Genomic DNA, 11,867 nt, shown 5'->3' on the forward strand with positions numbered 1-11,867 from the left:
TTATCCGTTATTCAACGTTGAGTGCGGCGAGCTTACGTGTCTGAATTCTTTGATAGCCGGCGTATATGACCAATAACCAAAGAGGAATCAACCAGACTGAAATACGCATCTCAGGGGTCAATGCCATCACGGCGAGGAGCGCGAGAATAAACACGATGCATAAGTAGTTAGTCAGAGGAAATAATGGCGACTTGTAGATTGTCGACTTACGGGCAGCCTGCTTGGCGCGCCTGAATTTTAAGTGAGTGTAACTTGTCAACATCCAGTTGAGCACAGTCGCTGCGACAACCAGAGACATCAACATACCTAGCGTGCCATTGGGCGAAAGCCAATTGAGCAACACCGCCACTCCCGTAACAGCAGCCGTCACCAACAGCGCATTCACTGGCATATTGTGACCATTGAGCTTTAGGAGCGCAGACGGTGCGTTCTTTTGGCTGGCCATCGCATGTAGCTGCCTGACGGTACAATAAACGCTACCGTTATATACAGAGAGTGCGGCGGTTAAGACCACAACGTTCAGAAGATGCGCCGCAACGGTGACATCCAGTTGCTGTAAAATCATGACAAAGGGGCTAACGCTATATGGATCACCGCCAGCAGACATCGACGCGACGAGCGTATCCCATGGGCTCAGCGCCAAGAGAACAGCCAATGCCGCAATGTAGAAAATACCAATACGATAGAGGACTCGATTAATCGCTACTGGGATGGTCTTCTCTGGATCCTTTGCTTCGCCAGCAGTAAACCCGATCATTTCCAACCCGCCGAATGCGAACATAATGAGTGGAATAGCCATGACTAATCCACTGACGCCGTTGGGGAAGAAACCACCGTGGCGCCAAAGATTACTGACTGCCGCGCCTTCAGCGGGATGGGGGCCGAAAAGTAACCAACCACCAAGACCAATCATCATGATGACAGCCACGACTTTAATTGTCGAAAACCAAAACTCCGCCTCACCGAACATCTTAACGTTGAGTAAGTTCAAACCATTTATCAGCAGAAAGAAAAATCCAGCGCAGGCCCAGCTTGGAATATCCGGCCACCAGAACTGAATATATTTACCGACGGCGGTAAGTTCAGCCATGCCTACCAGAATATAAACAGCTGTATAATTCCAGCCCGTCAAATAACCTAAAAACCCCCCACAGTATTTATTAGCAAAATGACTTAGCGATCCCGATACAGGTTCATCTACCAGCATCTCCCCCAACTGACGCATAATAAGAAAGGCGACAATGCCTGCCAGAGCATAGCCGATAAGAAGACTGGGCCCCGCCAGTTTCATCACGCCAGCACTTCCAAGAAACAGCCCTGTGCCAATCGCGCCGCCCAAACCAATCATTTGGATATGGCGGTTTGATAAACCTCGCGCCAACGCATGGTCTGGCTCATTAGCTCTGCTCATCATTACTCTCCCTATGTTATTTCTAGCATTGTATTTACGCGACACTCGATGAGGGTTTGGCAGATATCAATTCAGCGTGATCGTTATTTTTATAAGCATACGGATGAATATGCCCGATGCCTTTCATTGACAAACTATCACTCACCGCACTCATGCACAGTAACGGGAAGTGAATAGCAGCTATGCAAATATTGAATTAATCAGGGAGTAAATGTGGGGGATAGTTGCCGGGACTTAAAAATTGCGAACCGCGACAGTGCGAATAGACGAACTGCCTGAACCATTTTTGTTCGGCGGAATGATGGGTACGACTGTGCCATACCACCCAGTATCGAAATAGATGATGAATGAATGCAAGCGGCCGCCAGCAAACGTCAGCCTGCTCTGCCCATTTACGCGCAATATGTTCAGGCAGCATGAGGAGCATATCGCTGCCCCCTTTTATCATGCCAAACGCAACCGAATAATAAGGGACGGTAAGTTTTATATTGCGTTGCAAATTATGCTTACGCAGATAGGTATCCACGAAGCTGTCTTTATCTCCACCGCTGCTTATCTTCAAATGCGGCCAGCGCATGAATTCGTCTATTGTCAGATCCTGTTCCTTCGCTAAGGGATGATGACAATGCATACAGCAAACGGCCATATCCTCGCCAATCACACGGCCATAATAATCGGCCGGCGTGTCCTCAATCATACTGGTGGCCAGATCAATCTCGCCGCTAGACAACCAGTCAAAGCGGTTTGCCTGCCAAGGACGGAAATCGATACTTACACCAGGCGCAATACGCGCCAGATCGTTAATCAGCTGCGGCAGAATGTACTGCGCAACATGATCTGAACCGGCCATTGAAAAGCGGCGTTTACAGGTCGCGGGTAAAAATTGTTCAGGCGTATTTATATTCTGCAACTGTTCGAGCACCATCTTGATCGGCTCAAGCAATGTAGCGCCACGTTCAGTCAGAATATATTCGCGCCCTTGTCGTACCAGTAGTGGATCGCCAAACGCCTCACGAAACTGGGCCAGATGTCGGCTCAGCGCTGGCTGGCTAGTACCAAGTTGGGCGGCGGCATGGCTTTGATTGCGAGCTTCAAGAACCGCAACCAGCGTTGCTAACTGCGAGATGCTCAGGTTACTGAAAGCGGAAGTCATGGGGAAACACTCAACTCATCTAGATAGTCATCATCGGCGGCTGAATATTGAGTACTGCAGAGACCAGTAGTTGCTATGGTCAACAACGGATTGATATCTGAGGATTACACGGTTTCAGCACCCGTCGACTGAAGATCCCAATGGTGTAGGTAACATGCTCATAAATGCTCCTTGCTGAAGGCGAATTAAGCGCCGTTGAAGCAAGCCAGATCGACTATATCACTCGTCCAAACCGCATAGCTATGCGGAACTGGCAACCTTAACATATGAATTTCGAATAAAAGGATGGCCTGTTTCATGCATTTTATTGGGTCAGCAGGACAGACTCATCGCCGTCGGGGATGCGGTCGTAGAAGTCGACAACCCGTGAGTTGTGGGCTTCTACGACCGCCAGATCGTATGATGACACCGGTGCGCAACCATGACTGATCCTAACACCAGCAACGCGTCGATCGGATCAGTGCGCGTTTTTCAGAAAGTGGTTCATCACGGTGTTTATTAGTAGCCGACCGTGAAGCGCTGACGCGAATGCGCGGGTTTCTCGATTTCATCAACCATAGCGACGGCGTAATCCTCGAAGGAGATGCGACTACCCTGCTCGTTCGTCAGCAACTGGTCACTACCTACGCGGAATTTACCGGTGCGTTCGCCCGGCACGAATTCGGCCGACGGCGATAGAAACACCCAGTCCAGTTCCTTTTCCTCACGCAGTGCTGCGTAAAATTCGATGCCTTTGCTGGCTTCGGGCCGGTACGCATCAGGAAAATCGGGCTGATCGAACAGGCGCTCGCCTGAGGCTACTTTTAGGCCACCGGCACCGCCCACCACGAGATAACGTTTAACGCCAGACGCGCGCACGGTCTCGATCAGCGAGTGAGGATCCGCGTTGCGGAAATTAACAGCGCTGACCACGGCATCATGTCCGGCGAGCAGTTTGACCAGCGTGTCCCGATCGTTGACATCGCCAGCTTTGGCCGTAACGCCAGCAAGTGCCAGGATTTTTTCCGGGTGGCGCGCGATCGCCGTGACGGTGTGTCCACGATCGGAAAGCTCCTTAACAATACGCGAGCCGACCCGCCCCGAAGCGCCAATTAATGCGATATGTGCCATGTAATACTCCTTATTGAGTGAATAACCAAACCCAGTCTCAAAAATAGACTCTTGAGATTTGTAATGCTACAGTCGTCTTGCATCTCAAACAAGAAGTCACCTAATGATGACCCAGTCATCTACACGTGACCATGAACGAACACGAGAGAAACCCATGTCGACAAATCTCCCCGAACAAACCGTTACATCCAAACAGTCCTGCCCCATTCGCGATGTTCTCGACCGGATCGGCGATCAATGGAGTTTGTTAATTCTTAACGCGCTGGCGCGACGGATTATGCGTTTCAATGAGCTTCATCGAGGGATCGGTGATGTCTCGCGTCAGACGCTATCCCGCACGCTCAAGCGGCTCGAAAGCGATGGTTATGTCAGACGAACGGTCTATGCGGAAGTCCCGCCCCGAGTTGAGTACGAATTGACCGAACTCGGCAGATCGTTCCTCAATCCCATGCAGGCGTTGGTTCAGTGGGCCAAAGATAATCACCCCGCCATCTGCATGGCTCGTCAACGTTCAAGTCGAGACAACAATACGTGAACTGGTAAGTGCAACCCTGACATGTAGAGTCACAGAAACCATCGCCGAGCGCAGTCGCACGGCAATTCACGACACATGAGCGATCCTTTACCCTTGGGGAAATTTAGTATTTTTGTCGGGGGGGCTTCACATTATTGGCATTAACGAGAAAAAATCTGAACCTCTGGCGGCCGTTGAAACCAGGAATCTGCGAACCGTTCAATTTCCGCGTTTTCCCAAACGAACACTCGTGACCCTCTTCCTATTGATTAACACACCGATATTGGCGATGTCAGCTTTGCCACAGGGCTGCTATTGCAGCCCTGGAAGCTCAGAGTTCAATTGACTCAGATATCTCCAATGCGTCATTGACCACAATGCCTGGGTAACGAACTGCACTTTCGAATTCCTTATGACCGGCAACAGTTGAATCACCCGCTGGTTCTATCAGGTCATTGCCACTTATTCACCGGTCCTGAGCGTTAACTCCTGGCGAAAGCCAGCAAATCAGGGTTAATTTTTTCAGGATGGGTCGCAAACATTCCATGCGGCAACCCCGGATAAGTTTTCAGGGTGCCATGCTTCAACAATTTGACTGACTTATGCGCGGAATCATCAATGGGCACGATCTGGTCATCTTCGCCATGCATCACCAATACAGGCACGGTGATAGCTTTCAAGTCTTCCGTAAAGTCAGTTTCTGAAAAAGCAGCAATACAGTCATAATGCGCTTTGGCACCGCCAGCCATGCCCTGCCGCCACCAGTTGTTTATCAATCCCTGGATGACTTTCGCGCCAGGGCGATTGAAGCCATAAAATGGCCCTGCTGGCACGTCGATGTAAAATTGTGCGCGGTTAGTTGCCAGAGCAGAACGGAACCCGTCAAATACTGTTAATGGCAAACCTTGCGGATTGGCGGGGGTTCTAAGCATAATTGGGGGTACAGCCCCTATCAAAACAGCCTTTGCTACCCTGCCTTTCTCAGCATGTGCGACATAACGAGCCACTTCGCCGCCGCCGGTAGAGTGGCCGATATGAATGGCATCCTTCAAATTCAGCGCCTTGACAAGTTCCGCCACGTCAGCTGCGTAAGTCGTCATATCGTTACCTGTATCGGTCTGATCGGAACGTCCGTGACCACGACGGTCATGAGCGATCACGCGAAAACCCTCAGATAAGAAGAACAACATCTGATTGTCCCAGTCATCAGCACTTAACGGCCAGCCGTGGTGAAAGACGACAGGTTGTGCACTCTTCGGGCCCCAGTCTTTGTAGAAAATCCGGGTGCCATCTTTGGTAGTAATGATGCCGTTACTCATAGGGATATCTCCTGAAGATGATGATAATAATGTTATACCTTGGGCGAAGGATGAGTGAGAGAGCCCAATACTTGCCAACAGTGTACTGCCAAGGATCAACAGGTTACGCCTTGAAATAGTTAACTTTTCAATTTCTGCGCCTGACATACGCGCTCCTTTACAGTTTTTCAGGCCATCGCAGTGATGACTTGTTGAACATATTGTCAGGCAATACCTAAGCGAATACACTTGTCATATATGACATTATGTGTGTTAAAAATGACAAATATGAATTCTGCTAAAAGTACGGTCGTCGCCGAGATTGGCCTGTTGATTTACCGGGACTGCCAACTCGCCGCCGTTTATGGCCTGAGCGACATGTTCAGGATAGCCGCTGATTGGGCTATGAGCATTTCCGGAGAGGAGCGCAAACTGGCAATACGCGTTTCGCATTGGCAGGTAAATGAAGGAGCTGATACGGTGGAATGTGTCTGGGACAGTCACCCAGATGAACCCCATCGCATGAGCTACCTGATTGCGCCGCCCAGTTTGGTGATGCCAGCAATGATGACCTCAATGAAGGTGCCTGCTGACTGGATGAATACACGCTACAACGAGGGCGTCACTCTATGTTCGGTCTGCGCAGGTGCATTTGTTCTGGCCGAAACCGGGTTGATTAACCACCGCCGTGCAACAACGCACTGGGCCTTTGCACAAACGTTAGCAGATCGTTTTCCAAAGATAGACGTTGTTGCGGAAAAAATGGTTATCGACGATGGCGATATTATTACCGCCGGCGGCATTCTTGCGTGGATAGATTTGGGGCTAACGTTGATCGAGAAAATATTAGGAACGGGCACAATGCTTGCCGCCGCCCGATTTTTGCTAGTCGATCCCCCAAGGCGTGAACAAAGTTCCTATTCCGTATTTATCCCTAATTTTGAGCATGGTGACAGCAAGATTTTGCTTGTCCAACACCACCTACATGCCTGCTATGCCGAGCAGCACAGTATTGAGACAATGGCCGCACGGGTGTCCCTGTCACCACGGACCTTTCTCCGTCATTTCCAGAAAGCGACCGGATTAAGGCCAACGGATTACTTGCAACAGGTCAGGATAATGAAAGCGCGTGACGCGCTGGAGCTTACAGGGCGTCCCATCGATGCAATTGCGTGGGAAGTCGGATACGCAGACCCTTCCGCCTTCCGCAAAATCTTCCGCAAAATTATGGGAGTAACGCCCAGCCAGTACCGCAAACGTTTTAGTACCGAATAATTTGATGTTCTTGTTTCAATCCAGGACGGCCAGCCTGATAACCACTGGGCGAGGTTCGCCTACCGTTTATAGTGGCGCAAAATACTGTACCGAACGAAATCGACAGCGGCGTCACTGGCAACGGCTTTGCGCCGTTTGAAGTAACGCCACTGCCTCATGGATAAATCTTGATGAGGCAGCGGACGGTTGCGCCAGCTTTCCCGCATCAAGCGGCTAGCGCGCCGCGCTGGTTGGCTCTCTAGCGGATTTCAATGGAATGGAAATCCGCTAGAGAGCGCTGAAATCCACCCGTGCAAATTATAACCATTTGTGAATTTACGACGGGTGGGCTTTTACTCCGACTCCCCTGCCCCACTCTGCCCACGCCCGGTACTTGGGTAGCGCGAAGGCCAGATCTCTTCCGGGCGTTTATTCAGCGCTTCGGCGATCAGGCGCTCGCCCTTCGGCCAGTGCCGCGTCAGTGCGTTTGCTAACGTGGACGACGCCAGCCCCGCCTCTCGGGAAATCGCCGACAATGTTGTTCCCTGCTTTCTTAAACTCGCAATAATATCCGCCGGATGCCAGTCATTACCGTCCATCTTCCCTTCCCCTATGCCGTTATCGCCAAATGTTCAGTATCTCTAAACAACTACGATGTTAAGTAATGCTAAACAGTAAGTCAATATCCAGCCACGGTGTTGACTATGCTTCCTGTACGGCTTAAATCCGCGCGGCTTAATGCACGCCTTACTCAAGAAAAACTGGGAATACTGGCGGGAATCGAAGAGGAAACTGCGCGTTCGCGCGTCTCGCAATATGAAAACGGGATACATCGCCCGACATTTGAAACGATGTGCGCCTTTGCGAAAGTGCTGAATGTACCGGAAGGCTATTTTTATACCGTCGACGACAAATTTGCGGAAATACTACTCGATATTTATCGCCAATATAAAACGCACACCTTCTGATCTTTCTTGGTAAACCATGCCTGTTCAGGGACTCTAAGCAACTCATATGTAAAGCAATGCTAAACATGGCACCACTACGGATGATTAATGGTGCCAGTATGTTACCTACTCGCCTTAAAGTGGCCCGTTTACGTGCCAAAATGACGCAGGAAAAATTAGGCGTGCTTGCGGGCATTGAAGAAGCGACCGCACGATCGCGCGTTTCTCAGTATGAAAGCGGCACACACCGCCCGACTTTCGAAATGATGTGCGCCTTTGCCCGCGTTCTTAATGTGCCTGAAAGCTACTTTTACACCGTTGATGACGGCTTCGCAGAACTCATTCTGAAATTATATGAAGGCGAAGCCGTTCAGTGGGAAAAGGGATAAGCCGCTCAGCGCAAAATAACCTCGCGTAACAACGGCGCGCCCTCAGCAGGCCATAGCCGACTGTTCACCGCCGTGTGAAACGCGCCGACGCCTTGCGTCGCTGCGGTTTCCGCCATAGGGTTTGCCGCCTTCAAGGTTGAAGAGAGGTGTACCGCGCACAGGGAAGCGACTCAGCAGATAATCAGCACCCGCAACGCACCCGATTTTCGTGTACTAATTTATGCACTACTTCGGCGTAGTTGACGGTGGTTTTCAGTGGATTTTACTGGAGGCTCAACAGAAGAATTAGCCTGTTTAATCGGAGAGCTACAGACGTTGGTGGACGTCTATAGATGAAGAATTGGAGCGGGAAACGAGACTCGAACTCGCGACCCCGACCTTGGCAAGGTCGTGCTCTACCAACTGAGCTATTCCCGCATATCAAAAGACGATAACTGGCGTTATGTCTTAACTACACTCTGTTCACAACATCATGAACAGTAACAAATTTGGAGCGGGAAACGAGACTCGAACTCGCGACCCCGACCTTGGCAAGGTCGTGCTCTACCAACTGAGCTATTCCCGCCCGGAAAACTTATATGCGCAATGAAGTTTTTCAATTAAAATTCATCGCCGCTATGGGGTGCGCATTATACGAGAAATCCGTTTAACCGCAAGCCCCAAAAAATGAAAAATCATCTAACTGCCGATAAAAAAAACAATGCGCCGACAAAACAAACATTCTGGCATAAAGCGACGCTGTTGACGGCACATCGCGCCAGCGTTTACACCACCTCACCTATAGCCGCAGAAAGTTTTCGCGATAATAAACCAACTCCGCTAGCGACTCACGAATATCATCCATCGCCTGATGCGTACCCTGCTTCTTGAAGCCAGCCAGAATTTCCGGCTTCCAGCGCCGCGCAAGTTCTTTGAGCGTGCTGACATCGAGATAACGATAGTGGAAATAGGCTTCAAGCTCGGGCATATAGCGGAACAGAAAGCGACGATCCTGGCCAATGCTGTTGCCGCAGATTGGCGATTTACCTGGTGGCACCCATTTTCGTAGAAAGGCTAACGTTTCAAGTTCAGCTGCGCGCTCATCTATCGTGCTGGCTTTAACGCGCTCTGTCAGGCCACTGGCGCCGTGCGTGCGCACATTCCAGTCATCCATCAGCGCCAGTTGACTATCCGGTTGGTGCACCGCCAGCACCGGGCCTTCAGCCAACACATTTAAATTGGCATCCGTCACCAGCGTTGCGATCTCAATAATGCGATCGCGCTCCGGATCCAGGCCGGTCATTTCAAGATCGATCCAGATCAGGTTATTTTCATCTACCATCATGAGGTTTCCTGTTGCAATGTGTCCTGCCATCAATGCAAGGATACCAGCATCTTACCCAAGGCTGATACCGGCATAGGGCTACCGGTTAATTAAAATCAAATAGCGTGTATTATAGCCGCTTCTAGCGTGACGGGCATAACGTACTGCCAGGATCGATACATTGCATTCGTATTAAGTGAGGCTTAGTGAGCAAAAAGAAACTGTCGAAAGGTCAGCAGCGTCGGGTTAGCGCAAACCACCAGCGCCGCCTGAGAAAAACAGAAAGCAAAGTCGAATGGGAAGATAGCCAACTGGGCGAAGCGCAGGAGGGGATCATTATTAGCCGATTTGGTATGCACGCCGATGTAGAAGCCAGTGATGGCGTGGTACACCGCTGCAACATTCGCCGGACTATTTCATCACTCGTCACCGGCGACCGTGTTGTCTGGCGACCCGGCCACGAATCACTCGCGGGGATCAGTGGCATTGTAGAAGCCGTTCATCCTCGTCATTCCGTTCTGACTCGTCCAGACTATTACGATGGCATTAAACCGATCGCCGCCAATATCGATCAGATCGTGATCGTCTCCGCGATCCTGCCTGAACTGTCGCTGAATATTATCGACCGTTATTTGGTTGCCTGCGAAACGCTAGAGATTGAGCCACTGATCGTGCTGAACAAAGTTGACCTTTTGGATGAGGAATCTCGCCAGTTTGTCGATGGATTGATGAACATCTACCGTGCACTCAAGTATCGAGTTTTAATGGTTTCCAGCCATACGCAGCAAGGCATCCTCGAATTGGAGCAAGCGCTCACTGACCGTATTAGTATCTTCGCCGGACAGTCGGGCGTGGGAAAATCCAGTCTGCTCAATACGCTGCTCGCGTTGGGCGAAGAACGCATTCTGGTGAATGAGGTGTCCGATAACTCAGGTCTGGGGCAGCATACGACGACCGCTTCACGGCTCTACCATTTCCCACATGGCGGCGACGTTATTGACTCGCCGGGCGTGCGGGAATTTGGTTTATGGCATTTAGAGCCTGAACAAATCACCAGTGGTTTTATTGAGTTGCGGAAATATATCGGCTCGTGCAAGTTCCGCGACTGTAAACATGAAAATGACCCCGGCTGCGCCATTAACGCCGCGCTTGCACGTGGAGAGATAGCCGCTGAGCGCTTTGATAATTATCACCGCATCCTGGAAAGCATGGCGCAAATAAAATCACAAAAAGGTTTTTCAGATACAGATAACTGACATTGCGCATGCTCATCGTTACAATGCGCCCTCTTTACGCGAACGTGGGTTTACTGGCTTTCTTTTTGAGCTGCCGTTGGCAGCGCCAAGGGCGTTCCGCAGACAACGTATTTCATGACGCAGTATATTACGCACTATTCATTCAAGAGGCTCACCGTGCTGGATAATCTCAAAATCAAGTTACAGTATTGGCTTCCTAAGATCTGGCTGACCCGATTAGCGGGTTGGGGAGCAAATAAGCAAGCGGGGAAACTCACTCAGTGGGTGATCGCTTTATTTGTCCGTCATTATAAGGTCAACATGCAGGAAGCATTGCAACCGGATATCGCCTCCTACCGCACGTTTAATGAATTTTTCGTTCGCCCACTGCGACCTGATATTCGCCCGATCGATCCACATGTGCACCGGCTAGTGCAACCCGCCGACGGTGTGCTGTCGCAGTTTGGCGCAATTACCGACGGCAAGCTGATTCAGGCGAAGCGTCACGATTACACGCTGGAAGCGCTGCTTGCCGGTAACTATATGATGGCTGAGTTATTCCGTGATGGTTTATTCGCCACGATTTATCTCTCGCCGCGTGATTATCACCGGCTGCACATGCCATGTGACGGCGTGCTGCGCGAAATGATTTACGTACCGGGTGATTTGTTCTCCGTCAATCTGCTGACAGCCGATAACGTGCCGAATCTGTTTGCCCGTAACGAACGCGTCATTTGCCTGTTTGATACCGAATTCGGCCCCTTGGCACAGATTCTGGTCGGCGCAACCATTGTCGGTAGCATCGAAACTGTATGGGCGGGCGTGGTGACGCCGCCGCGTGAAGGTATCGTTAAACGTTGGACTTACCCATCGGCGGGCCAGGAAGGTGCCGTTGTACTGGCGAAAGGCGAGGAGATGGGGCGTTTCAAACTAGGCTCAACCGTGATTAACCTGTTTGCCGCTGGTAATAATCTTCAATTTGCCGCGCACCTCAGCACGCTAAGTGTGACCCGAGTTGGTGAACCTTTCGTTGAGGTCCGTCAGTGTGAATCAACGCCCATCGTATTTGCGGAAGGAACCGAGCTGGCAGCCAACGGAGACGGCGTGTCGTCTGTCACAACGGTGTCTGAAGCGGCTCAGTCCGAAGAACAATATCCTGCGGCTGATGTTCCCGATCAAACGGGCCACAAACCCGACGTGCCGTAAATCGCGTCTGACTCTTGTCGTTGGTGAACGGGTTGCTGGTCATAAAG

At 50.7% G+C, this 11,867-nt stretch carries 12 protein-coding genes and 2 tRNA genes; 6 read left to right on the forward strand and 8 right to left on the reverse strand.

Annotation, left to right across the window (positions count from 1 at the left end):
* Positions 1 to 7: 7 nt before the first annotated feature.
* The 3 genes from RFN81_RS16405 to RFN81_RS16415 all read right to left on the reverse strand — a co-directional run bounded on the left by RFN81_RS16405 (position 8) and on the right by RFN81_RS16415 (position 3,674).
* On the reverse strand, positions 8 to 1,411 hold the full coding sequence (locus tag RFN81_RS16405) for an amino acid permease (RefSeq protein WP_264499016.1): 1,404 nt from the start codon (positions 1,409 to 1,411) through the stop codon (positions 8 to 10).
* A 196-nt stretch (positions 1,412 to 1,607) separates the two neighbouring features.
* Complete coding sequence (locus tag RFN81_RS16410; RefSeq protein ID WP_264496842.1) at positions 1,608 to 2,564, reverse strand: LysR family transcriptional regulator; 957 nt, start codon at positions 2,562 to 2,564, stop codon at positions 1,608 to 1,610.
* A 498-nt stretch (positions 2,565 to 3,062) separates the two neighbouring features.
* Positions 3,063 to 3,674 carry an NAD(P)-dependent oxidoreductase gene (locus RFN81_RS16415; RefSeq protein ID WP_264496843.1) on the reverse strand — a complete coding sequence of 204 codons (612 nt, stop codon included), beginning with the start codon at positions 3,672 to 3,674 and terminating at the stop codon, positions 3,063 to 3,065.
* Positions 3,675 to 3,828: 154 nt separating this feature from the next.
* Here RFN81_RS16415 and RFN81_RS16420 point away from each other — a divergent pair, with 154 nt between their 5' ends.
* The gene (locus RFN81_RS16420; protein WP_264496844.1) at positions 3,829 to 4,209 is read left to right on the forward strand and encodes a winged helix-turn-helix transcriptional regulator; all 381 of its coding nucleotides are present in this window, start codon (positions 3,829 to 3,831) and stop codon (positions 4,207 to 4,209) included.
* A 461-nt stretch (positions 4,210 to 4,670) separates the two neighbouring features.
* On the opposite strand, the gene RFN81_RS16425 is transcribed toward RFN81_RS16420, so the two are convergent.
* Positions 4,671 to 5,507 carry an alpha/beta fold hydrolase gene (locus tag RFN81_RS16425; RefSeq protein ID WP_264499017.1) on the reverse strand — a complete coding sequence of 279 codons (837 nt, stop codon included), beginning with the start codon at positions 5,505 to 5,507 and terminating at the stop codon, positions 4,671 to 4,673.
* Positions 5,508 to 5,774: 267 nt separating this feature from the next.
* Between RFN81_RS16425 and RFN81_RS16430 the strand changes: the two genes are divergently transcribed.
* Positions 5,775 to 6,761 carry a GlxA family transcriptional regulator gene (locus RFN81_RS16430; RefSeq protein ID WP_334584197.1) on the forward strand — a complete coding sequence of 329 codons (987 nt, stop codon included), beginning with the start codon at positions 5,775 to 5,777 and terminating at the stop codon, positions 6,759 to 6,761.
* A 332-nt stretch (positions 6,762 to 7,093) separates the two neighbouring features.
* On the opposite strand, the gene RFN81_RS16435 is transcribed toward RFN81_RS16430, so the two are convergent.
* Entirely contained in the window at positions 7,094 to 7,339 is a 246-nt protein-coding gene (locus tag RFN81_RS16435; protein ID WP_264496846.1) for a helix-turn-helix domain-containing protein, read from the reverse strand.
* Positions 7,340 to 7,444: 105 nt separating this feature from the next.
* Here RFN81_RS16435 and RFN81_RS16440 point away from each other — a divergent pair, with 105 nt between their 5' ends.
* The gene (locus tag RFN81_RS16440) at positions 7,445 to 7,708 is read left to right on the forward strand and encodes a helix-turn-helix domain-containing protein (RefSeq protein WP_264496847.1); all 264 of its coding nucleotides are present in this window, start codon (positions 7,445 to 7,447) and stop codon (positions 7,706 to 7,708) included.
* A gap of 65 nt (positions 7,709 to 7,773) precedes the next feature.
* Positions 7,774 to 8,076, forward strand: a complete 303-nt coding sequence (locus RFN81_RS16445; RefSeq protein ID WP_406626423.1) for a helix-turn-helix domain-containing protein — start codon at positions 7,774 to 7,776, stop codon at positions 8,074 to 8,076.
* Positions 8,077 to 8,417: 341 nt separating this feature from the next.
* Here RFN81_RS16445 and RFN81_RS16450 read toward each other — a convergent pair.
* The 3 genes from RFN81_RS16450 to orn form a co-directional block, all read right to left on the reverse strand.
* Positions 8,418 to 8,493: transfer RNA gene (locus tag RFN81_RS16450), tRNA-Gly, on the reverse strand.
* Between the two features lie 72 nt (positions 8,494 to 8,565).
* Positions 8,566 to 8,641, reverse strand: a tRNA-Gly gene (locus tag RFN81_RS16455).
* A 213-nt stretch (positions 8,642 to 8,854) separates the two neighbouring features.
* Complete coding sequence (gene orn, locus RFN81_RS16460) at positions 8,855 to 9,400, reverse strand: oligoribonuclease (RefSeq protein WP_264496848.1); 546 nt, start codon at positions 9,398 to 9,400, stop codon at positions 8,855 to 8,857.
* Positions 9,401 to 9,585: 185 nt separating this feature from the next.
* On the opposite strand from orn, the gene rsgA reads away from it, so the two are divergent.
* Positions 9,586 to 10,635, forward strand: coding sequence for a small ribosomal subunit biogenesis GTPase RsgA (rsgA, locus tag RFN81_RS16465; RefSeq protein ID WP_264496849.1), 1,050 nt, complete (start codon positions 9,586 to 9,588; stop codon positions 10,633 to 10,635).
* A gap of 156 nt (positions 10,636 to 10,791) precedes the next feature.
* Complete coding sequence (asd, locus tag RFN81_RS16470) at positions 10,792 to 11,820, forward strand: archaetidylserine decarboxylase (protein WP_264499019.1); 1,029 nt, start codon at positions 10,792 to 10,794, stop codon at positions 11,818 to 11,820.
* Positions 11,821 to 11,867: the final 47 nt, after the last annotated feature.

The sequence above is a fragment of the Pectobacterium cacticida genome (genome assembly GCF_036885195.1).
Taxonomy (GTDB): domain Bacteria; phylum Pseudomonadota; class Gammaproteobacteria; order Enterobacterales; family Enterobacteriaceae; genus Pectobacterium; species Pectobacterium cacticida.

Excerpts from the sequence above, each read along its gene's own strand:
- RFN81_RS16405 (WP_264499016.1), bottom strand. The coding sequence starts at position 1,411 with ATGAGCAGAGCTAATGAGCCAGACCATGCGTTGGCGCGAGGTTTATCA.
- RFN81_RS16410 (WP_264496842.1), bottom strand. The coding sequence starts at position 2,564 with ATGACTTCCGCTTTCAGTAACCTGAGCATCTCGCAGTTAGCAACGCTG.
- RFN81_RS16415 (WP_264496843.1), bottom strand. The coding sequence starts at position 3,674 with ATGGCACATATCGCATTAATTGGCGCTTCGGGGCGGGTCGGCTCGCGT.
- RFN81_RS16420 (WP_264496844.1), top strand. The coding sequence starts at position 3,829 with ATGTCGACAAATCTCCCCGAACAAACCGTTACATCCAAACAGTCCTGC.
- RFN81_RS16425 (WP_264499017.1), bottom strand. The coding sequence starts at position 5,507 with ATGAGTAACGGCATCATTACTACCAAAGATGGCACCCGGATTTTCTAC.
- RFN81_RS16430 (WP_334584197.1), top strand. The coding sequence starts at position 5,775 with ATGAATTCTGCTAAAAGTACGGTCGTCGCCGAGATTGGCCTGTTGATT.
- RFN81_RS16435 (WP_264496846.1), bottom strand. The coding sequence starts at position 7,339 with ATGGACGGTAATGACTGGCATCCGGCGGATATTATTGCGAGTTTAAGA.
- RFN81_RS16440 (WP_264496847.1), top strand. The coding sequence starts at position 7,445 with ATGCTTCCTGTACGGCTTAAATCCGCGCGGCTTAATGCACGCCTTACT.
- RFN81_RS16445 (WP_406626423.1), top strand. The coding sequence starts at position 7,774 with ATGGCACCACTACGGATGATTAATGGTGCCAGTATGTTACCTACTCGC.
- orn (WP_264496848.1), bottom strand. The coding sequence starts at position 9,400 with ATGATGGTAGATGAAAATAACCTGATCTGGATCGATCTTGAAATGACC.